The organism is Streptomyces sp. NPDC054047, assembly GCF_055585065.1.
Map to the genome: position 1 here is coordinate 20,294 of NZ_JBVJKV010000008.1, position 21,235 is coordinate 41,528.

At 70.7% G+C, this 21,235-nt stretch carries 16 protein-coding genes; 13 read left to right on the forward strand and 3 right to left on the reverse strand.

Annotated elements, in window-relative coordinates; translation table 11 throughout:
• Positions 1-2: 2 nt before the first annotated feature.
• From ACZ6ZP_RS26760 to ACZ6ZP_RS26790, 7 genes are all read left to right on the forward strand, one after another.
• Positions 3-413 (forward strand): rodlin, encoded by a 411-nt coding sequence (locus tag ACZ6ZP_RS26760; protein ID WP_351163334.1) that lies wholly within the window; start codon positions 3-5, stop codon positions 411-413.
• Positions 414-1,052: 639 nt separating this feature from the next.
• Positions 1,053-1,943, forward strand: a complete 891-nt coding sequence (locus ACZ6ZP_RS26765) for an LCP family protein (protein WP_469408696.1) — start codon at positions 1,053-1,055, stop codon at positions 1,941-1,943.
• 111 nt (positions 1,944-2,054) lie between these two features.
• Complete coding sequence (locus ACZ6ZP_RS26770; protein ID WP_351163338.1) at positions 2,055-2,462, forward strand: rodlin; 408 nt, start codon at positions 2,055-2,057, stop codon at positions 2,460-2,462.
• Between the two features lie 103 nt (positions 2,463-2,565).
• A complete protein-coding gene (locus ACZ6ZP_RS26775; RefSeq protein WP_351163340.1) occupies positions 2,566-2,865 on the forward strand; it encodes a trypco2 family protein in 300 nt (99 codons plus the stop codon).
• A gap of 11 nt (positions 2,866-2,876) precedes the next feature.
• Complete coding sequence (locus ACZ6ZP_RS26780; protein WP_469408698.1) at positions 2,877-3,959, forward strand: effector-associated domain 2-containing protein; 1,083 nt, start codon at positions 2,877-2,879, stop codon at positions 3,957-3,959.
• 103 nt (positions 3,960-4,062) lie between these two features.
• Positions 4,063-4,248 carry a hypothetical protein gene (locus tag ACZ6ZP_RS26785; RefSeq protein WP_351163344.1) on the forward strand — a complete coding sequence of 62 codons (186 nt, stop codon included), beginning with the start codon at positions 4,063-4,065 and terminating at the stop codon, positions 4,246-4,248.
• Between the two features lie 38 nt (positions 4,249-4,286).
• Positions 4,287-6,146, forward strand: a complete 1,860-nt coding sequence (locus tag ACZ6ZP_RS26790) for an HEXXH motif domain-containing protein (protein WP_469408700.1) — start codon at positions 4,287-4,289, stop codon at positions 6,144-6,146.
• Positions 6,147-6,179: 33 nt separating this feature from the next.
• Here ACZ6ZP_RS26790 and fxsT read toward each other — a convergent pair whose 3' ends face one another.
• From fxsT to ACZ6ZP_RS26805, 3 genes are all read right to left on the reverse strand, one after another.
• Positions 6,180-10,163 (reverse strand): FxSxx-COOH system tetratricopeptide repeat protein, encoded by a 3,984-nt coding sequence (gene fxsT, locus ACZ6ZP_RS26795; protein ID WP_469408702.1) that lies wholly within the window; start codon positions 10,161-10,163, stop codon positions 6,180-6,182.
• Between the two features lie 263 nt (positions 10,164-10,426).
• The gene (locus ACZ6ZP_RS26800; RefSeq protein ID WP_351163352.1) at positions 10,427-11,878 is read right to left on the reverse strand and encodes a VMAP-C domain-containing protein; all 1,452 of its coding nucleotides are present in this window, start codon (positions 11,876-11,878) and stop codon (positions 10,427-10,429) included.
• Between the two features lie 316 nt (positions 11,879-12,194).
• Complete coding sequence (locus ACZ6ZP_RS26805; RefSeq protein ID WP_361464466.1) at positions 12,195-13,301, reverse strand: threonine synthase; 1,107 nt, start codon at positions 13,299-13,301, stop codon at positions 12,195-12,197.
• A gap of 261 nt (positions 13,302-13,562) precedes the next feature.
• Between ACZ6ZP_RS26805 and ACZ6ZP_RS26810 the strand changes: the two genes are divergently transcribed.
• The 6 genes from ACZ6ZP_RS26810 to ACZ6ZP_RS26835 all read left to right on the forward strand — a co-directional run bounded on the left by ACZ6ZP_RS26810 (position 13,563) and on the right by ACZ6ZP_RS26835 (position 21,226).
• Positions 13,563-15,137: a S8 family peptidase gene (locus tag ACZ6ZP_RS26810; RefSeq protein WP_361464464.1), complete on the forward strand. Its 1,575-nt coding sequence runs from the start codon at positions 13,563-13,565 to the stop codon at positions 15,135-15,137.
• A 205-nt stretch (positions 15,138-15,342) separates the two neighbouring features.
• Entirely contained in the window at positions 15,343-16,563 is a 1,221-nt protein-coding gene (locus ACZ6ZP_RS26815) for a DUF4190 domain-containing protein (protein ID WP_351163358.1), read from the forward strand.
• A gap of 133 nt (positions 16,564-16,696) precedes the next feature.
• Positions 16,697-17,962, forward strand: coding sequence for an alpha/beta hydrolase (locus ACZ6ZP_RS26820; protein WP_351163360.1), 1,266 nt, complete (start codon positions 16,697-16,699; stop codon positions 17,960-17,962).
• Positions 17,963-18,158: 196 nt separating this feature from the next.
• Positions 18,159-18,911, forward strand: coding sequence for a GntR family transcriptional regulator (locus tag ACZ6ZP_RS26825; RefSeq protein WP_351163362.1), 753 nt, complete (start codon positions 18,159-18,161; stop codon positions 18,909-18,911).
• 203 nt (positions 18,912-19,114) lie between these two features.
• Positions 19,115-20,809 carry a purine-cytosine permease family protein gene (locus ACZ6ZP_RS26830; protein ID WP_351163364.1) on the forward strand — a complete coding sequence of 565 codons (1,695 nt, stop codon included), beginning with the start codon at positions 19,115-19,117 and terminating at the stop codon, positions 20,807-20,809.
• A gap of 231 nt (positions 20,810-21,040) precedes the next feature.
• A complete protein-coding gene (locus tag ACZ6ZP_RS26835) occupies positions 21,041-21,226 on the forward strand; it encodes an SPOR domain-containing protein (protein ID WP_351163366.1) in 186 nt (61 codons plus the stop codon).
• Positions 21,227-21,235: the final 9 nt, after the last annotated feature.

Consider the following 21,235-nt stretch of genomic DNA (forward strand, 5'->3'; position numbering starts at 1 on the left):
TTGTGATCAAGAAGGGTATGGCTGCAGCCGCGGTTGCCGTCTCCGTCGTCGGCATGTCCGCCGCCGCAGCTCCGTCCGCGCTGGCCATCGGCGACGACCACGGCACCACGTCGCTCAGCGGCAACGGCGCCCAGCAGGCCTACGGCAACTCCGCCACGTACGGCAACATGAGCCCGCAGATGGCGCTGATCCAGGGTTCGCTGAACAAGCCCTGCATCGGTCTCCCGGCCAAGGCGAACCTCCAGTCGCTCGTCGGGCTCGTGAACGTCGGAGTCCAGGACATCCCGATCCTGTCGGCCCCGCAGAACCAGCAGTGCACCGAGAACTCCACGCAGGCCAAGGGCGACGAGCCGCTGTCGCACATCCTCTCCGACATCCCGGTCCTGTCGGGCAACGGAGCCGGCAACGGCTGATCTCCCCACGCATCGCACAGCGGGCCGCCGTCCACCGGCGGCCCGCTGTCGTGTTCAACTCCGCCCGGGTTTCAGCCCCGTGGCCAGGGATCGCGTGACATGAGAGCCTGCCACTCCTGATCGGGGCGGCCAGGAACGGTCTTTCCCTGCCTTTCCCAAGAATCCTGCAACGAACTGTAGATGGGATCCTCGACGCGGCGTTCCGGAGAAGTTCTGCTCACGGGGATGAGGCCCTGACGCTTCCACTGCTGCTTGAAGTCAGCCATATTCCCTCGCCTTCGACGGCGTGTGTCGAGCGATCTGTTCCAGTCGCGGGATCAGGCGAAACCGAACGCTTAGGGCGAACGAGTTGTTGTTCGTGCGCGCCGCGAACTCCCACGCCATGGAGTGCCGTCGAGCGGTTTACCGTTTCTTCGTCCCGGTACCCCCGCAGCGGAGATCAGCTTGCTCACTCACCTCTACTCACCGACCGGATCCCGGCGGGCACGACGGCTGCGCCTCGCCATTCCGGCGGTCCTGCTGATCGCCGCCGCTGCGACGGGGAATGCCACCGCGCTGCCTCTTCCTGTCCAACGTGTCGATGTCTTCGGTGACATGAGGAATCGACCGAACGAGGGAAACGGTACGAATATCCTCCTGATGGGGACGGACGGCCGCGACACCATCACGCGCAAGGAGAAGCGGGATTTCCACGCGGGCGGAGTCGCCTGCAACTGCACGGACACGCTCATGCTGGTCCATGTCTCCGAGGCCCGGGACCGCGTCAGCGTCGTCAGCCTTCCCCGCGATTCCTACGCCGACATTCCGGCGCACCGTGACGAGGCCACGGGAGAAGAGCGCCCGGCCCACCCCGGGAAGATCAACGGGGCTTATGCGGAAGGCGGTCCCGCGCTGTCCGTGCGGACGGTCGAGGCGATGACCGGCGTCCGCGTGGACCGGTACTTGCAGCTCGACTTCCGCCGTTTCATGGACAGCGTCGAGACGGTCGGCGGCGTGCGGGTCTGCACGCCCCGCGCCCTCAAGGACAGGACGACGAAGCTCGACCTCGCCCCCGGCAGCCATCTGCTCAACGGCGGCCGGTCCCTGCAGTACGTGCGCTCCCGCCACGTGGACATGAGCGCCGACTTCGGGCGGATCCAGCGCCAGCAGCGCTTCCTGATCGCCGCGATGAGCAGCGTACGTACGGAGAACGTGCTGGCCGACCCGGTCAGGGCGGCGCGGCTGAGCCGGTCGCTGGTGGGCTCCGCGAAGGTCGACCGGGGGTTCAGCACCCGGCAGATCCTGACGCTCGCGGCCGATCTGGGCAGGCTCCCGGCGTCGTCCACGGAGTTCACCACGGTGCCGATCAGCGGCTTCAGTACGGCCCTGAACGGCGCGCTGGAGTGGGACAGGGCCAAGGCCGACAAGGTCTTCCGCGCCCTCAAGAAGGATCGGGCCCTGACGCCCGTCAACTCGCAGGCCAGGCTGAGCGATCCGCCGCGTTTCGGCAGCCCGGCGACCGTCCGGGGCGACACCTTGGAGTGCCGTTGACGGCCGTCTGATTACTAGGCCAGCCGGGGCAAAGGCCGAAACCATCGACCGATCAGGCAGTTCATCATCGCGCGGCTCTGCCAACGGAGCCCGCTCTTGAAGGGAATCAAAATGAAGAAGCTCCTGGCATCCGCGGCCATTGCCGCCTCCGTCGCCGGTATCTCGGCGGGCATGGCCCCCCAGGCCATGGCGATCGGTGACGACTCGGGCACCACGTCCCTGAGCGGCAACGGAGCCGAGACGGCGTTCGGCAACTCCGCGACCAAGGGCAACCAGAGCCCCCAGCTCACGCTGGTCCAGGGTTCGCTGAACAAGCCCTGTGTCGGCCTGCCGGTCAAGGCGAACCTCCAGTCGCTCGTCGCGCTCGTGAACGTCGGAGTCCAGGACATCCCGGTCCTGTCGGCGCCTCAGAACCAGCAGTGCACCGAGAACTCCACGCAGGCGAAGGGCGACGAGCCGCTGTCGCACATCCTCTCCGACATCCCGGTCCTGTCGGGCAACGGCGCCGGCAACGGCTGAGAACCTGCCAGGGGCCGGCCGTAGTCGTGCCGGCCGGCCCCTGCGGGTTTCCCCGTGTCGCCCCCACCGTGTGGAGGTGACACGCCGGGGGTAGGGGCTCGGCGTGATTGAACTCGCCGAGATGATCGCGCAGTTACGTGGGGAACTCGCCGCCGCCATGGCCGCGGCGGACGACGAGGAGCTGCGCTTCGAGCTGGGCCCCGTACAGCTGGAGGCGGAGTTCGCCGTCCAGCGGTCGGGCACCGCGGACGGCAGGATCCGCTTCTGGGTCGTCGAGGCAGGCGCCTCCGGCCAGCAGACGAACAGCACCACCCATCGCGTCACCCTCAGCCTGGAACCCCGCGTGCGCGGCACCGATCAGCGGCCCTGGGTCCGCGGTGACCAGACCGCACGCGAGCGCTGAGCCCGGCCCTCATGTCGGTTCCAGGGGGTCTTGAGGCGTCGCGGGTCGCCGAGGTGCTGGTGGAGACGGAGGGCCGCGAGCCCGGCCGGCGCGGGTCCGGATACCGCGTGGGGGACAGGACCGTGCTGACGGCCGCGCATGTGGTCACCGGTCCCGTGGCATCGGTGCGGGTGCGCTTCGACGCCGATCTGCCGGGGGAGTGGAGCGCCGACGTTCGCGTCGTGCTGCTCGCCGAGGCCGCGGATGTCGCGCTCCTCGAGATCATGACGACGGAGACCATGACGACGCCGCCCGGTGCCGGGAGCGTCGGGAGTCCTCGCTACGCGGCCGTGCCCGAGACCGACGTGGTGCTGCCCGTCAGCGCGATGGGCTTTCCCCGATTCAAGCTGCGGGACGACGGCATGCGGCTTCTCGACGACGGCGCTCCCAGTCAGTACCGCGACTCCTGCCATGCCTCGGGGACCGTCTCCGTGCTGTCCAACCGCCGCGAGGGCACACTCGAACTGGCCGTTCTCGCACCGCGCGCGGACCCCGAACCCGGGCGTTCCCCCTGGGAGGGAATGTCCGGCGCGGTGGTCTGGTCCGGCGGCGCGGTGATCGGTGTGATCAGTGCCCACCACCGCTCGGACGGGCTGGGGCGGCTCGCGGCCAGCAGGGTGGAGCGCTGGTACGACGTGCTCTCGTCGGCCGCGCTGGAACAGCTCCACCGGGAGGCCGGTCTGCCCGTGCGTGGAGGGCTGCCTTCCGCGGCGGGTCCGCAGGGTGCGACGGTCCCCGCGAGCCTGGCCGATCTCCCCTCTGACCTGCCCTTGCGTGAACTCGTGGGGCTGGTCGACGCATTGGTGGAGATCCCCTCGCTGGGGGACGCGAACGGCCTGGGTCTGGTGCTCTCCAGCATCGACGCGGAGATCGCCGCGAACCGGCCGCGGGACTCCCGGCTCAGGATGGACATCTACGGCATCGTGCGCACCTGTCTGCGCTACCGGGGCACACTCGATCAGCTCCTGGAGACCGTCCGTCTCCTGGAGGGACGGTCGGTGGAAGTAGCACGCGTCGACCGTGAAGCAGCTCAACTGGCCAAGCGTTACTGCTGACTTGATGTCGGGCACGGCTCGGATGCGGGGTTTCGCAGCGTGCCGTGCTGGGTCATCATGAGGGGGAAAGGGACTGCGCATGCACGGAATCGCGGGAGGGGACTTGGCAGCCGTGGAGCAATCGATGCCTGCCGTCGAGTCCGATCTCGTAGATCTCTCGGGGGTTTCTCTTGAAGCGCTGCTTTCCATGGACGGCAGTGCCATCGCCGGGTCGCTGGAGCCCTTGCTGCGCCACATCGACGACGCCCGCGCCGTCACCATGTCGTACAGCCCCTCCCGTTTCGACTGACACGGTGGGAGCGGCCGTGTGCGCGCCGTGGAGCACCCATGGCGGATAGCCGCGGGGCAGCGAACGGCCTGACGTTCCACCGGCTTTCGGCGCCCAGCGTCCTCGCGCTCGCGCGGGGCGAGGGCGGCAGAGCGGCTGTGGAGGAGCTCCTCACCGCAGAGCGCAGCCGGCGCCTGCTGCTCCTGCGGGCCCTTGCCGACGGCCTGAGCGGGGGCGACCCGGCGCAGCCCGCGGGGACGGACCCCATGTCGCACGGGGCGGCCTGGTCGTTGCTCGGACGCGCCCAGCGGGAGGCGCCGCAGGCCTTCGAGGACATCCTGATGTGTCCGCACACCGGCATGTGGCTGTCGCTCGCCCTGCGCAGGATGCGGGGCGCGACGGCCTACGAGGACGCACCCCTGTGGGTGGTCGTGGGGCACCTGTCGGCGCTGGCCGCCGCGGCGGCCGCCCGCGCGGGCCTCGACTTCACCCTCACCGTTCCGGTCCGCCACGGCCGGGTGCCGCTGCCCACCCTGGGCTGCGCGGTGCTCGCGGAGGCGACGGAGCCGTGGGGCACGGCGCAGGTTCAGGCGCGGGACGGACTGCTGCGGATCACCGGCGGCCGGGAGACGGTGACGGCAGGCCCCCCGTGGTCGCGGGCCGCGCCGGGCTGGCACGCGGTGCGCCGCCTCGAACTGGACGGCACGGGATCGGGGAAGTTCCTGGTGCTCGACGAGTTGGACCCCTACCGCACCTTCCCGCACCCGAGCCCGCCCCGCCTGCTGTCCGCCGCCGAGGCGCGCACCTGGCAGGACCTCATCAGCGACGCGTGGGAGATCCTGCGGCGCGACGAGCCGGAGAGCGCGGAGGCGATGCGCGTCGGGCTGATGTCGCTGGCCCCCACGCCGGCCAGGGAAAGGTATCGGCCACACAGCGTCACGGCCGGGGACGCGTTCGGCGGCGTCATGGCGTCGCGGCCCGACGACGTGGCGCAGCTCGCCGCCACGCTGGTGCACGAGTTCCAGCACACCAAGCTGGGCGGTCTGATCCATCTGGGGCCGCTGAGCGCGCCACCGGCCCCGAAGGGGGCCCGCGAGCAGCTGTTCTACGCTCCCTGGCGGGACGATCCGCGGCCGCTGAGCGGGCTGCTCCAGGGGATCTACGCCTTCGCGGGCGTCGCCCGGTTCTGGTGCGTCCACCGGCATGCGGCCGATGCCGCGCAGGCTCCGATGGCGCACTTCGAGTTCGCGCTGTGGCGCGCCCAGGTGTCGTCCACCGTGGAGCTCGTCCACCGCCACGAACACCTGACCGCCCTGGGGCGGCGGCTCCTCGGCGCGCTGCGCGGGCGATGCCTCCAGTGGATGGCCGAGCCGGTGCCGCCCGCCGAGCTCGCGCTGGCCCAGGAGGCGGCGGACGACCACCGCGCCCGCTGGCGCGCGCACCATCTGCGGCCGCCCGCGGCGGCCGTGGAGGACGCCGTCTGGGCCTGGCGGCGTGGCGCGGACCGGCCTCCCGCCGCGCTCGCCGTGCGGCCCAAGCTGGTCCCGGACGCCGAGACCCGCTACCTCGACACCGCGGCCGTCCTGGCCCGCTACCGCCTCGGTGACCCCGCGGCCGACCCGAGCGCGGTCGAGGGTGCCTGCGCCGCCGACCTCCTCCTGGCGCGGGGCGACCTGCCGGGCGCGCGCGAGGCCTTCCTCGCCCAACTCGGCAGGAAGCAGCCGCCGTCCGCCGCCTGGGCGGGGCTGGGGCGGGCCATCGCGGATACGCCGGAGCTTCGGGACGCGTCCCGTCTCCTGCGCCACTTCCCGGAGCGGGCCTGCGCCGTGCAGAGCGCGCTGGAGCACGTCACGGGGCAGGGGGCCGACCCGGTCGAGCTGGCCCGCTGGCTGGGGCGGGGCGAGGCGCAGGAGAGCTAGCGGGGCGAGGGCGCGGGCCCCCGCCCCTGCGGCCTACAGCGGTACGGGGTCGATGTCGCAGTTGGCCCGCTGTCCCGCCTTGGCCTGGACGGTGGCCGGGTGCGGAGCCGCGGTCGCCGTGCGGAGCCGGGGCTCGTCGAGCACGCGCTCCATCCGCGCCAGTGTGTCGGCCCGCAACGTATTGCCGTCGGCCTCCTCGCCCAGGGCGATGAGGTCAGCCGCCAGGTTGATGGCGCAGGCCAGCGTGGTGGGGTGGTCCTCGCCGAGCGTGAACCGGCAGCGCTCCAGGGTCTCCTGGCCGAGCACGCGGGCCGCCGCCTCGTCGCCGAGCGCGGCGAGATCGCTGGCCAGGTTGATGGCACAGGCCAGTGCGATGGGGTGCCCCGGGCCGAGCCGCTCGGTCAGGGAGGAGAGCGCCGCCTCGTCGAGCCGGCGCGCCTCGTCGGGCTGCCCGAGGAGCCGCAGCGTCACCGCGAGGTCGATGTCGGCGGCCAGCACGTGCGGATGGCTGGGGTCGAAGATGTCGCGGTAGACCCGGCAGGCCTTGACGCCCCGCTCGCGCGCCGCGTCGAGGTCGCCGTTCTCGCGCAGCGCGATGGAGAGCGTCAGGGCCGCGGAGAGCGACTGGGGGCGGGTGTCGCCGTACCGGCGCGTGAAGCGGGCGCTGGCGTCGGTGGCCAGCTCCAGGGACTTGGCGTGGTCGCCCTCCTTGCGGCAGGCCTCGCTGAGTTGGCGCATCGTCTCGATCGTGGCGGGGTTGCCGCGGCCGAAGACCTCGCGGTAGGCGTTCAGGACGGCTTCCTGCCGGGCGCGTGCGCCTACGTAGTCGCCGGTCTCGCGCATGTCGATGGCGACGTTGAGTTCGGTGTGCAGCGTCTGCTGATGGTCCTGTCCGAGCACCCGCAGCTTCAATGTGAGGGTCTGCTGGTCCAGTTCGAACGCCTGGCGGTAGTCCCCCATCAGACGCAGGCTCACCGCGAGGTTGTGCGCGGTGTTCAGGGTGGTCGGGTCCTCTTCGCCGAAGGCCCTGCGCGCCCGCTCGTACACCGTGGCGTCCAGCTGGGCGCCGAGGGCGAAGTCGCCCTCGACGCGGCGCACGGCCGCTTCGAGGTTGATCGCGTCCAGGGCGTCCTCGCGCGCGTCCTCACGGTCGGTCGGGGCCGTGCGCTCGTAGATCTCCCTGATCTGGGCCACCAGCGCCGCGGCCTCGCGGTGGCGGCCGACGCTCCAGTAGAAGAAGGCCAGCTTCTGCCCCATGATGAGCGTCATCTGGTCTTCCTCGCCGAAGACCTCCCGCCAGGTCGCCCAGGCCCGCTCGGAGAAGTCGAGCGCCACGTCGTGGTCGCCCCAGTGGTAGAGGTACAGGGCGACGTTCAGGACGAGCTGGCGCACCCAGGGCTGGTCCGACTTGACCGCCTCGGACGCGATGACGTGGCTGTACAGCTCCGCGTACCGGGGCCAGTTGGCGGGCGACACCGGAGATTTGGGGTCGGCGGCGGCCAGCAGGGTGTGGGCGCCGTGACGCATGCGGACCTGTTCCTCGGGGGTCATGCGGTTGTTCAGGACGAGCTGGACGAGGCGGTGCATCTCGATGGAGTTCGTACGGTGGTCGATGCGGGCCAGGGAGTAGCGGTTGACCTCCCTTATGGCGCGCGCGAGCCGCATCGGGTCGTTCAGCGTCGCGTCCAGCTCGGGGAAGATGCTGCTGTTCCCGAGGCCGGAGAAGATGGACCGCGAGATCGGGTCCGGCGCGAAGTACGAGCAGAGCTGGAGCAGGCGCAGGGCCGAGGGGCTGCGGGTCTCCAGGTGGTCCAGGGAGACGTTCCACGCCGCCGCGACCGGCAGTTGGTAGTCCGGGGGCGGAGACGTCTCCAGGAGCTCGGTGCGCTTGTTCTCGAAGAGGCGCAGATACTCGGACGCCGGCATGCCCGTCTCGGCGCGCCACGCGGCGGCCTGCTCCAGGGCCAGCGGCAGGTCTCCCAGGGCTTCCGCCAGGCGGTCGGCCTCGTCCTCCTGGAGGGGCGGGCCGGAGTGGCGCAGCAGTTCCTTGCTCTCCTCGCGGGTGAAGACGTCCACCTCGAGCGAGCCGCCGACCAGGCCCCAGCGCCGGTTGCGGGAGGTGACCAGGATCGTGCCGTTGCCCCCGGTGGGGAAGTAGTGGCGTACCTGCTCGGGGTTGTCGGCGTTGTCGAAGATCAGCAGCCAGCGCGAGAAGGGGCGGCCCTCGCGCAGCGCCTCGCGCACCGCGGGACCCGCGATGTTCGCCTCGGTGCTGGTCTCCAGGCCCAGGCGCCCGGCCAGTTCCACCAGGGCTTGGCCGATCTGACCGGGCCGCTCGGAGGGAATCCACCAGACGATGTCGTACTCGCCCTGGTGCCGGTACGCGTACTCGATGGCCAGCTGGGTCTTGCCCACGCCGCCCATGCCGTGGATCGCCTCGGGCAGGACCGTGGTCGTGCCCTCCCGCAAGCGCTCGCCGAGCAGTTCGAGTAGCTCTGTGCGGCCGGTGAAATTGGGGTTCCTCGGCGGCAGGTTTCCCCAGACGCGCGGCTGTGAAGTGCGGTCCCCCTCCACCGTTTGCTGGGGCGTAGTCGACATCGCCGATGCTCCTTCAGGATCGGGCCGAGAGACAGAGGTTCCTCCGCTTTTCTCCAGGCTGACTGCGTACCGACGATCGTGCCAGCCAAGTACCCCTGCCAGCAGGGCGGCGCGCTGCATGAATCGTCCGGAGAGTGCTCTCAGCGCGGCGAGTTCCACGCGGAGGAAGCCGATGTTGCGGCTGTTCACCCGGGGCATGGCCAGGGTGTCGAGGGGTTCGGCGGGGGAGGGGAGCAGCGAGGCGGTCTCCGTGCCGTCACCCGCCAGCAGTGCGCGCACGTCGTGCAGTATCCGGGCCGTGTCGCTGCGGCGGCCGAGCGCCAGCAGCTCCTCGCGGATGTCGGGGGCGAAGGAGAACGCCACGTCCGTGATGTCGTCGCCCTGCTCCCCACTGGGCCGGACGAGGCCGCTCATCAGGAGCTCCGAGGCGTGCGCGGGGCCCGCTCCCGGTGTGGTCTCCAGGACCTTGCGGATGAGGGGGATGCTCAAGGGGACGGCGGATAAGCGTGTGGCCAGGGTGAAAGCCGTGGGCGAGGCTCCGGCGCGGAAGTCCGACACGCGCTCGGACGCGGGCACCGTGCTGCGCGGGTCCGGGACGTCGTCCGTCCAGGGCAGGGCGCGGGCGGCGTCGGGCCTGCGCTTCCACTCGCGCGCCCGGACCGCCGACATCTCGAGCCACTGTGCCTCGGGGTCCGTGACGAGCCGGGCCCAGGCCTCGGCCCAGCGGTTGGTCAGGGCCAGGACCGGCACGAGGACCGTGTCCCCCTCGACCTCCGGTTCGTCCGGGTCGCGCGACTCGATGGGGGCCTCGCGCAGCTCCCAGTCGAGGTCGGCGTTGGCCGCCCAGGCGCGGGGGGCGCGCAGCCGCACCCGGCAGACGTCGAGACCCGTGCGGAACCACAACTGCTGGGGGAGCACGTGCACCACGGCGACCGGGCAGTTGCGCCCCCAGGCACGGAGCAGGGGCATGACCGCGCCCGAGCGCCAGCCGGCCGCCAGGCCGTCGGTGAGCACGAGGACCACGCGGCGCGTGTCCCCGCTGGCCCCGGTGTCGGCGAGTTTCTCCTGCGGCTTCAGGCGGGTGGGGTCGGTCTCGTCGGTCCGGCGCAGGCGCAGCACGCGCACGCGGGTGAAGTCGCCTTCGCGGTTCAGCTCGTCGACCAGGTCGTCGACCGCCTGTTCCCAGACCTTCATCGTCACGTGACCGTCGATGACGAGGACCGCTTCGGCGCGCTCCTGTCGGCCCGACCGGCCTGGCCTCGCACGGCCGAGTCGGCCGAGAACGGACGCGGCCTCACGACGTGCCCGCGTTGCCGGCCCCTGCCGCTGTCCTCCGTCGTCATGCATATGCGCCCTCAAGGCGTCGTGGCGGCCAGGACAGTTGTGCGGAGTCCCGCAGAGCGCGGGCGTGCGTGACATCCACAAGCGCAGCGTGACAGTGCGCCCGCACTGCAAGCAAGGGGGTACGGCGGCATGGGCCGGGGCGCACGGAAAACGTGCTAGAAGTCACGCGTCCGGCGGCGGAAGCCGTGCCTCCGGCGGAGAACGTCAAGCTCCCCGCGGGGCGCTGCGTGCGCCCTGCGGGAGACGGCCGTACGGCAGTGGAGGCCGGCGCGTTCACGGCGCGGCACCCCCTCTCGCCGTGTGCGGGAGGTTCACGGACATGTGGCCGGCGGGCCCGGTCAAGTCGTCACCGCCGCACGGTCGGGGCCGGGCGGCCCGGGTCTGCGTTCCGGATCGTCGAGCAGGATCGCCAGATGGCGCCCCACGTGGTTGTCCCAGCCCTCGGGTCCCAGCGCCAGGGCTTCCTTGCGCCAATTTCCGGCGCGCGACACCAGACTGGACAGGCCCCTGTCCTGGACCATCTCGGCGACCGCTTCCTTGAACGCCGGGTCCCCGCAGTCGCCCCGGTGCCAGATCATCGCGGGCACCCCCGCCCGCAGGCCCGCCATGAACTCCTGGTGACTCGCCGCCGAGTCGGTGCCCGGGGGCTGGCTCAGCACCAGACAGACCGCGTGGTCGTCCTCCTTCAGCTCGCGCTCCAGGTGGAAGTGCGACTGGCCGGGGCGGTTGAAGTACGAATGGCTGTCGGCGGGCTGCTCCTTGAGCTGACGCCACTTCTTGTGCCAGGGCCGGTGCCAGGCGGCCTTGCGCAGGCGCTCGAAACTGCGGATCAGGACGGAGTAGTCCATCACCAGAGGCGTCGGTGCGGAGGACGAGGACTCCTTGTGCCACCACTCCACCGGTTCCCCGAGCAATTCCCACGGGAGGATGAATTCCAGGACGACCGGCTGTCTCAGGTCCGCCCACCGCTCCTCGGTCTGCTCGATGAGGACCTCGACCTCGGCGGGCAGGTCGTCGCGGTGCAGGTGCAGGGTCTCGCCCGGTACGGGATGCCAGCCCTCGGCGTCCGACTGGCGCCAGTGCGAGAGGAAATAGCGGTCGGGATCCACTCCGTCGGGCTCGAACTGGATCATCAGATAAGCGGGCACCATGGGCGGCGGCGCCTGCAGCGCGATACCGCTGCGCTGCCAGTCGGTCATCTTCTCCTCGAGCCCCCACGTCCTGGCCTGCTGACGGTTCCAGCGACGCAGTTCCTCCGCTGCCTCCATCTGTCCGTCCTCCACGAGCCGATCGGCGGCCAGGGCCAGGAACGCCATGCTCACGGGGAGTTCCTTCGCGGCGGAGTTGCCGCCGGCCAGTCGTAGAAAGACTGCCCATCCCGAGTCGCACCACGCGGGCAACTCCTGGGTGCGTGAACGGCTGGCCCGCCGGGCGAGCGTGGCGAGTTCGGCCGATGAGCGCATGTCCCGCAGGACGGGCTGCAAGGGGTGCAGGTCGGCGCCGTCGAAGAAGTCCACGGCCTCCCATTCGTCCACCAGGCGCAGCAGCGACAGAATGGCGGAAGACTGCTGCTCCAGATACTTCAGGCAGCGCACCAGACACGGCAGCCCGTCGGGGACCTCCGCGCAGCGCTCCACCAGGTTCAGCAGCCAGGGCCGCAGTGCCGCGTTGCGCAAGGGCTCCAGGGGGGATTCCAGCTCGTCGCTCAGCATGCGCACCCATAGATCGGCGCTGTTCTCCTGTCGTACCGTGCTCGATTCCTGCAGTACGTCGACGATGTCGGCGACCAATTCGTTGCGAACCCTCGCCGGGCTGCGCCCTTCCACCCCCGTGACCTCCCGATCGCCACCAGCAGTCAGCAGTCAGCACTCATGTATCGATGGTGCGGCACCGTCATATCGATGGTGGCGACAAGCGTACGGCCCCTGTCCGACTCAGGGCAGGCCTCCGGCCATGAGCAGGACACAGCCGTGACCATCGGTCGTTGGATGCCAACTTCCTTGCGTCAACGATCAGTTCGTTCGAAGTGGGGCCTTCTTTGCCGCACCCGCCGTGAGTGTTACGTAGCGGACGGGTGTCGGGTTCGGTGGGTGCCGTGGGCGGTTTTCAAGCGCTCGCGAGTCCTGATTTCAAACCCGCCCCGCACAGGGGAACCACCGCCGTGCGTTCGCCGAGCGCGCCGTCCCGTACGGCGGCCCAGCACGCGACGCCGGTCGCCTCCACGTACAAGCCGCGCCCCGCCAGATCCAGTTGGGCGTGCCGGATCTGGTCCTCCGTGACCGTGAGGAAGCCGCCGCCCGAGCCGCGCACCGCCCGCAGGATCTGCCGTGCGCGAGGCGGCCGGGGGATCGCGATGCCCTCCGCGAGGGTGGGTGCCGTCGGGGTGGTGCCCAGGGGCTCGTCGGCGCCCGTGCGCCACGCCTCGGCCAGCGGGGCGACCGCCGCTGCCTGCACGGCGTACAGCGCGGGCGCCTTCGCGATCAGGCCCGCCGCGTGCAGCTCCCGTACCGCGAGGGCCGCGCCGAGCAGCAGGGTGCCGTTGCCCACGGGCACGACGAGCGCGTCCGGCAGGCGCCCGCCCAGGTCCTCCCACAGCTCGTGGACGTACGTCTTGGTGCCCTGGAGGAAGTAGGGGTTGTGGACGTGCGAGGCGTAGAAGACGCCGGGTTCGTCGGCCGCCTTCCGTGCCGTCTGCGCCGTCTGCTCGCGGCCGCCCGGGACGACTTCGAGCCGTGCGCCGTGCGCGCCGATCTGCTCCAGCTTCTTGGCCGACGTGCCCTCGGGGACGTACACCGTGCAGGGCAGTCGGGCCCGCGCGCAGTACGCGGCGATCGCCGTGCCGGCGTTGCCGCTGCTGTCGGCGATCACCCGCTCCGGGGCCAGCCGCTGCGCGAGCGCGGCGAGCATGACCGCGCCGCGGTCCTTGAAGGAGAGCGTCGGCATCAGGAAGTCGAGCTTGGCCGAGATCGCGCCATCCAGCGGCACGAGCGGAGTGCGGCCCTCGCCGAGCGAGAACGCGGGGACGGGCAGCGGCAGGGACTCCGCGTACCGCCACAGTGAATTGACCCTTCCGTTCAGGGATTTCAGCGCTGCGGGATTGGGGGAGAAGTCCAGGTCGAGCGGGCCGCGGCAGACGGGGCAGCACCAGGCGAGGGTGCCCGCGGGGACCCGCGTTCCGTCGGTGGGGCAGAAACAATCCGGCAATGCTGTCATGCGGGCAGGCTAGTTCGGCCGGTTGGGACCGGTGTGTCATGGCGGGTGCGTGGCGGTCGTGTTACGTCCGGTCCTGGCTCTTGTGGGATTCCTATGGATCCGCCAATCTTTCGTCCCGACGAGGGCAAGAGTGGGCGGGGTTCTTGACATGTCCCTGCCTTTTGCCTCCGTGCGTGTGGGCACCACCAGCGCCACCAGTACCTCTGGCACTTCTGGCACCATCCCCCACCAGCGCACCACCTATTGAGGAGGACCCCTCAGATGGCAGTGATGCGTCATACCCGCCGAAGACTGGCCGGGATCAGCGCGACAGCGGTCGCGGCCCTCGCCCTCGGCGTCGTCTCCGCCCTCCCCGCGACCGCCCAGCCGGGTCAGGCCGAAGGCACGATCGAGAACGCCGGAGCCCCCGGCGCGATACCGGGCAGCTACATAGTCAGCCTCGACGAGGACGCCGCGAAGGCGGGCTCCAAGGCGGGCAAGGCCCTGGCCGCGAAGTACGGGGCCGAGATCGAGCGCACGTACAAGAAGGCGCTCAACGGCTACGCGGTCGAGCTCTCCGCGGCCGAGGCCAAGAAGTTCGCCGCCGACCCGGCGGTCGATTCCGTCGTGCAGAACCGGACCTTCACGGTCGACGCCACCCAGCCGAACCCGCCGTCCTGGGGTCTGGACCGCATCGACCAGAAGACGCTCCCGCTGAACAACTCCTACACCTACCCGGACTCCGCCGGTGAGGGCGTCACGGCGTACGTCATCGACACCGGAGTCCGCATCAGCCACAGCGACTTCGGCGGACGCGCCTCGTACGGCTATGACGCCATCGACAACGACAACACCGCGCAGGACGGCCACGGACACGGCACGCACGTCGCGGGCACCGTCGCCGGAACCCTGCACGGCGTCGCCAAGAAGGCGAAGATCGTCGGCGTCCGCGTCCTGAACAACCAGGGCTCGGGCACCACCGCGCAGGTCGTCGCCGGCATCGACTGGGTCACCCAGAACGCGGTCAAGCCCGCCGTCGCGAACATGTCGCTGGGCGGCGGCGCCGACAGCGCCCTGGACACCGCCGTACGAAACTCCATCGCGTCCGGCATCACCTTCGCGGTCGCGGCCGGCAACGAGTCGGTCAACGCCTCGACGCGCTCTCCCGCGCGCGTGACCGAGGCCATCACGGTCGGCGCCACCACGAACACCGACGCCAAGGCGAGCTACTCCAACTTCGGCAGCGTCCTGGACCTGTTCGCGCCCGGCTCGTCCATCACCTCGACCTGGAACACCAGCGACAGCGCGACGAACACCATCTCCGGTACGTCGATGGCGTCCCCGCACACCGCGGGCGCCGCGGCGCTCTACCTCGCGGACAACCGCACGGCGACCCCGGCGCAGGTGTCCGCGGCTCTGGTCAGCGCCTCATCGACGGGCGTCGTCACCAGCCCGGGGACGGGCTCGCCCAACCGCCTCCTGAACGTGGGTCCCGGCTCGACGAACCCTCCGGGCCCCAAGTTCGAAAACACGACCGACTTCGCGATCAGCGACAACGCCACGGTCGAATCGCCGGTCACCGTGAGCGGCGTCGCGGGCAACGCCCCCGCCGCCCTGAGCGTGCCGGTCGCCATCAAGCACACCTACGTAGGTGACCTCCAGGTGCAGCTGATCGCGCCCGACGGCACCGCGTACACGCTGAAGGGCTACGGCACCGGCGGCAGTTCGGACGACATCAACACCTCGTACACGGTGAACGCGTCGTCCGAGACGGCCAACGGGACGTGGAAGCTGCGGGTGAGTGACAACGCGGCGCAGGACGTCGGCAAGATCGACTCCTGGGGGCTGCAGTTCTAGGCCACAGGCCTTGAGCTGAGCCGCTCCGCTCCGTACGCGCTCTCGTCCTCGGGGAAGGGCTTCGGGTCCTCGACCCGGTCCGCTCCGGGGCCGAGAGCGCGTCGTATGTCGCCCGATGTGCCTCTTCAGTCTCCCGCGCGTGCCCCGCATACGATGCGAAGCCCCCCGCATCGACCGACCGGCACGAACGCAGGAGCACGGACCCGTGGACATACCCCCGCCGCCCGACCCCGGTGGCCGCCCTCAGCAGCCCTACGGGCAGGCCCCGTACGGGCCGCCCGCGCAGCCTCCGTACCCGGGCGGACCCCAGGTCCCGTACCAGCGGTGGCCCGGCGCGTACTCGCCGTACGCGCGCCCTCCGGTCAACGGCTTCGCGATCGCCTCGCTCGTCCTCGGCATCCTGTGCTGCATACCCGCCGTCGGTCTGGTCCTCGGCCTGGTCGCGCTCTCGCAGATCGCGAAGAAGGGCGAGCGCGGCAAGGGCATGGCGATCGCGGGCAGCATCCTGTCCGCCCTCGGCATCGTGCTGCTGGTGCTCGCCGTCGTCACCGGGGGTGCGCGTGACTTCATGGACGGCTTCAGGGACGCCGCGCGTGAATCCCGGAACAGCTCCGGGTTCCCCATCGGCAAGGGGGAGTGCTTCAACGTCCCCGGCAGCGATCTCGAAGGCGCCAAGTACGCCTTCGAGATCGACGAGGCGCCCTGCTCGGACCGGCACGACGGCGAGGTCATCGCCCAGTTCCGGGTGAACCACGAGACCTTCCCGGGCGAGGACGCGCTCACCTCGCTCGCCGCCCGCAAGTGCGTCGACCTGGACGCCTCCTACGTGCTCGACTCCTGGGTCGACATCGGGGACGCGGAGCTCACGTACTTCATGCCCGACCGGGAGACCTGGAGTCAGGGGGACCGCCACATCACCTGCCTCTACGGCGTCGTGGAGCGGGAGCGCACCCTGAAGGGAACGGTCCGGCGGGACGCGACGAACCTCGACGCCGACCAGCTGGCCTACCTGAAGGCGGACAAGGCCCTCTACGACGCGTACGGGACCGAACCCGACACGGAGCGCTTCGCGGACGACCTGCCGGGCCACAAGGAGTGGGCGGGCCGCGTCGAGAAGGGCCTCGCCGAGCAGGCGCGGCTGCTGCGCGCGCACGACTGGCCCGCGAAGGCGGACGCCGATGTCGCCGCCCTCGTCGACGCCATCGAGCAGAACCGCAAGCAGTGGAAGAAGGCGTCCACCGCCAAGGACGCCGACGCCTTCGACGCGTACTACGTGCCGGCGCAGCGGCACATCAGCGGCGAGCGCGAGGCCGCGGCCCGCAAACCCCTGGGCCTGGCGACCACTTCGCCTCGTGACGTGCCGGGGGGCGGCGGGAGCCACGAAGACGCCGGGGGCGCCGGGGGCGGGGCGGGCGCCGCGGTGTGACGGAAGGGGGCGGTGGTGTGGCTTGGTGGTGGTGTGGCGTGGGGTGTGCCGGCCGCGGGGCCGGTCGCCGCAACGGCCGCTCACACCACTCACCTTAAGGGCTTTTTGTCCGCTTCTGTGATAGTTCTTCGGCGTGACGACCGTCATGACGCCGACCGTCGCGGCCCAGCGCACTCCGGGGCCCGCGGCGCCGGACTCTCCCCGAAGGGGCAGCCGCAACGGCAGGAACGGGCCCAGGGTTTCGTGCGTCGCGCACCTCTCCCGCGGGCTCCTCGTCCTCGTCGCCCTCCTGAACGCCGCCCTTGTCGTGCTCGTCGCCGCCCCGCTGCCCCGCATCCCCCTCCTGGTGCTCGTCGCGGCGGCGATCACCTCCTGGGGGCTCGTGCTCGTGCCGCCCGCGGTCGTCGGCCTGGCGGCCGGCGTGCTCGCGGGGCGGCGGTACCCCTGGTGCGCCGGGTTCGCCGTCCTGACCGCGTTCCTCGCGCTCGTCTACGGAGTCATGCCGTACGCCGCCGCGCACCGCGCCGCCGAGGCCTTCGGGCAACCCCTGGCCCCCACCGCCTACTTCGAGGGCGTCAACTACGCCAAGGCCCCCGACGGGGAGCGCACCCGCCGCTACGCCCGCATCGGCGAGCGGCGCGAGAAGCTGGACCTCTGGACCCTGCCGAAGCGGGCCGGGGTGCGTCACCCGGCCGTGGTCTGGGTGCACGGAGGGGGCTGGAACAAGGGGCACCGCGGTCAGAGCCCCGCATGGAACCGATGGTTCAACGAACAGGGCTGGTCGGTCTTCGACATCGACTACCGGCTCGCGCCCCGCGTGACCCAGCTCGACCAGATCGGCGACGTGAAGTGCGCCGTGGGGTGGGTGCGGCGGCACGCGCGCGCGTACGGCATCGATCCCGACCGCCTTGTCCTCGCGGGGAGTTCGGCGGGCGGCAACCTCGCCCTCGCGGCCGCCTACACGGAGGGTGATGACCGCGTCCCCGCGTCCTGTGCGGTGCGTGACAGCTCGGTCGCCGGGGTGATCTCCCTCTACGGGCCGACCGACATGGCGCGCCTCGTCGCCGGGACCGCGCTGCGCGCCGACCCCATGATCCCGCGCCTGATGGGCGGTTCGGCGAAGACAGCACCCGCCCGCTACCTCCTCGGCTCGCCCGCGAGGCTCGTACGGACCGATGTGCCGCCCACGCTCCTGCTGCACGGCAGCGCGGACCGCGCGGTGCCGGTGGCGCAGGCGCGTGAGCTGGCCCGGCGCCTGGACGCGGCCGGAGCGCCGGCGACGTATGTCGAACTCCCTTGGGCGGACCACTGCTTCGACGTGAACTGGGGCGGCTGGGGGAGCCAGATCGCGCGCTCGGCGGTCTCCCGCTTCCTCGCCGTCCGGGGCGCGAGCGTCTGATCACGGCCCTTCTGGAGTGCCGTCGCGGCCCCTTGGAGCGCCGCGGAAAGGTGATCGCCATAGCTGGGGAAAGCCCCTGCGTAAAGCCCTGCACGCACAGACTTCATCACTTCGGGTGATTCATTGGCCTTGGGTTGCGGCCAACAACCGACGGTTGCCAGGCTGTTGCTGTCTGTCAACCTGATGGGAGTGGCCAGTGACTTTCGGTGAACAGCCGGCGTATCTGCGTGTCGCGGGTGATCTCCGCAAGAAGATCGTCGACGGTTCCCTGCCGCCGCACACCCGACTCCCCTCGCAGGCCAGGATCCGCGAGGAGTACGGAGTGTCGGACACGGTCGCCCTGGAGGCACGCAAGGTCCTGATGGCCGAAGGCCTGGTCGAGGGACGTTCCGGATCCGGCACGTACGTGCGCGAGCGACCGGTGCCCCGCCGCGTGGCCCGCACCGGCTACCGCGGCTCCGGCGGCTCGACACCCTTCCGTCAGGAGCAGGCGGAGGACGGCGCGCGCGGCACCTGGGAGTCCCGCAGCGAACAGGCGGAGGCGACCAGCGCGGTCGCCGAGCGCCTCGGTATCCGCGCGGGCGACCGCGTGATGTGCACCAAGTACGTCTACCGCGACGCGGGCGAGGTGATGATGCTCTCCACTTCCTGGGAGCCCCTCGCCGTCACCGGACGCACTCCGGTGATGCTCCCCGAGGAGGGGCCCCTCGGCGGCTGCGGAGTGGTCGAACGCATGGCGGCCATCGACGTGATCGTGGACAACGTCGCGGAGGAGGTCGGAGCGCGCCCGGGGCTTGCGGAGGAGCTCATGGCGCTCGGCGGTGTCCCCGGCCATGTGGTGATCGTCGTGCAGCGGACGTACTTCGCGTCGGGCAAGCCGGTCGAGACGGCCGACGTCGTGGTGCCCGCGGACCGGTATCGGATCGCATACCACCTGCCGGTGAGGTGACCGGACGCTCCGGCGTACGCCCGGAATCAGGACTGGCCCGCACGCCCGGAATCCGGACGGGCCCGTCCGCCCGCCGTGATCGCGAGTTAACCCGCGCCCGACTTCCGTAACGCCGGAGCAATCGTCCCCTGCGGCAACTTGTCATGCACGGCTCCTAACTTCGTCGCCCGTACCCGCAATCCGGTCGGACGACAGGAGCCCACATGACGGATACGGCCACCCGCGACACCAGTGCCGCCGCCGGCCCGCCGCCCCAGCGCAGCTACGCGAAGATGGCGGCCGACGAGAGCCGCGAGGACTACTCCCTGCGGTACGCGCCGCACTCGTTCCGGCGCTGGTCGCCGACGATGGTGGCCTCGACCGCGCTCGGCGGCATCGCCTACCTCGCGGACTTCGCGATCGGCGCGTCCATCGTCTTCACCTACGGCTTCACCAGCGGACTCGCCTCGATCCTGTGCGCCGCGACGATCATCTTCGTCACCGGCATCCCGATCGCGCGGGCCTGCGCCAAGTACGGCCTGGACATGGACCTGGTCACCCGGGGCGCCGGCTTCGGCTACTTCGGCTCGACGCTGACGTCGCTGATCTACGCCTCGTTCACGTTCATCTTCTTCGCGCTCGAAGGCTCGATCATGGCCCAGGCCATGCACCAGGCCGTCGGACTCCCGGTGGAGATCGGCTACTTGATCACGACGCTCATCGTGATCCCGATCGTCTTCCGCGGCATGGGAGCCCTGGCCAAGGTGCAGGCCTGGACGCAGCCGATCTGGCTCGTCGGCATGGTGCTGCCCTTCGTGGTGCTCGCCTTCGAGGCACCGGACGCCTGGGGCGCCTTCGCCTCTTTCGGGGGCACCGAGGGCGCGGGCAGCGGCTTCTCGTGGGTCGCCTTCGGGCTCGGCACGGGCGTCGCGCTCTCGCTCATCGCGCAGATCGGCGAGCAGGCGGACTATCTGCGGTTCATGCCGGCCAAGACCGAGCAGAACAAGAGGCGTTGGAATCTGGCCGTTCTCGCGGCGGGCCCCGGCTGGGTCGTCATCGGCGCGGCCAAGCAGCTGGGCGGCGCGCTCCTGGCGTTCGTGGCCCTCGAAGCCGTCGGCAAGACGCACGCCCTGGAGCCGATCGCCCCGCAGATCGAGGCCCTGAAGCCCTGGCTCGGCTCGTTCGCCCTTCCCGCGGCGGCCCTGTTCGTGATCGTCTCGCAGATCAAGATCAACGTGACCAACGCCTACAGCGGCTCGCTGTCGTGGTCGAACTTCTTCTCCCGCATCACGCACAAGCACCCGGGCCGGGTCTGGTACATCTTCCTCAACCTCGCCATCGCGCTGACGCTGATGGAGATGAACATGTTCGCCGCCCTCAACAAGCTGCTCGGCTTCTACTCGAACGTGGGCATCGCGTGGATCGTGGCGGTCGCCGCCGACCTCGTCATCAACAAGAGGATGGGCTGGAGTCCCCCGTACATCGAGTTCAAGAGGGCCTACCTGTACGCGGTGAACCCGGCGGGCTTCGGCTCGATGGTGATCGCCTCCGTGGTGTCGATCCTGGCCTTCTTCGGCCTCTTCGGCCGGTACGCGGAGGCCTTCTCGACGTTCATCGCGGCCGGACTCGCCGTCGTCCTGTGCCCGTTGATCGCCTGGGCCACTAAGGGCAAGTACTACCTTGCGCGCCCGAACCCGGTGAACGGGCCGCATGTCGAGGTGCCCGACGTGACGGCCACGCACGCGTGCGCCGTCTGCGAGACGGAGTACGAACTCCCGGACATCGCCGACTGCCCGGTCCAGTCGGGCCCGATCTGCTCCCTGTGCTGCTCGCTGGACGCGGAGTGCGGCGACGTCTGCCGTACGTCGCCGTCGAGTGTGCCGGTGCTCATGCCGATGCCCACGGTGCGCGCCGAGTGACGCGGGGCCGGGGTCGCGCAGGCTGACGCGGGCCCGCACCGACTGAACCAACCTCACCAGGGGGCGCACCCGACAAAGTGCGCCCCCTCGACGTTGGCCAATTGCGTACCTCTTTGTGCAAAGTCGTATCCGCTGAGTAAAGGTCGGGCGTAGGCTCGGGCATATGCGGATTGCGGTTTCCTTACTGATCGAGGCGTGGCGCGCGCCGGGGGCGGCGAGCGGAGGGGCGCGATGAATGACGGGACGGTCGTACTTCCCTGGCTCGTGATACGTCAGGACGACAACGGCAACCGCTACAGGGTGGGCAGGTACGCGACGAAGGCGGAGGCCGAGAAGATCGCGGACAGCCTCGACGAGCACGGCCACCAGCAGCTGTATTGGGTGGAGAAGCTGAGCCAGAACAGCAACGCCCACTGACCGCTTAGG

Excerpts from the sequence above, each read along its gene's own strand:
- ACZ6ZP_RS26765 (WP_469408696.1), top strand. The coding sequence starts at position 1,053 with ATGGGGACGGACGGCCGCGACACCATCACGCGCAAGGAGAAGCGGGAT.
- ACZ6ZP_RS26770 (WP_351163338.1), top strand. The coding sequence starts at position 2,055 with ATGAAGAAGCTCCTGGCATCCGCGGCCATTGCCGCCTCCGTCGCCGGT.
- ACZ6ZP_RS26780 (WP_469408698.1), top strand. The coding sequence starts at position 2,877 with ATGTCGGTTCCAGGGGGTCTTGAGGCGTCGCGGGTCGCCGAGGTGCTG.
- ACZ6ZP_RS26790 (WP_469408700.1), top strand. The coding sequence starts at position 4,287 with ATGGCGGATAGCCGCGGGGCAGCGAACGGCCTGACGTTCCACCGGCTT.
- fxsT (WP_469408702.1), bottom strand. The coding sequence starts at position 10,163 with ATGTCACGCACGCCCGCGCTCTGCGGGACTCCGCACAACTGTCCTGGC.
- ACZ6ZP_RS26805 (WP_361464466.1), bottom strand. The coding sequence starts at position 13,301 with ATGACAGCATTGCCGGATTGTTTCTGCCCCACCGACGGAACGCGGGTC.
- ACZ6ZP_RS26810 (WP_361464464.1), top strand. The coding sequence starts at position 13,563 with ATGGCAGTGATGCGTCATACCCGCCGAAGACTGGCCGGGATCAGCGCG.
- ACZ6ZP_RS26830 (WP_351163364.1), top strand. The coding sequence starts at position 19,115 with ATGACGGATACGGCCACCCGCGACACCAGTGCCGCCGCCGGCCCGCCG.
- ACZ6ZP_RS26835 (WP_351163366.1), top strand. The coding sequence starts at position 21,041 with ATGAATGACGGGACGGTCGTACTTCCCTGGCTCGTGATACGTCAGGAC.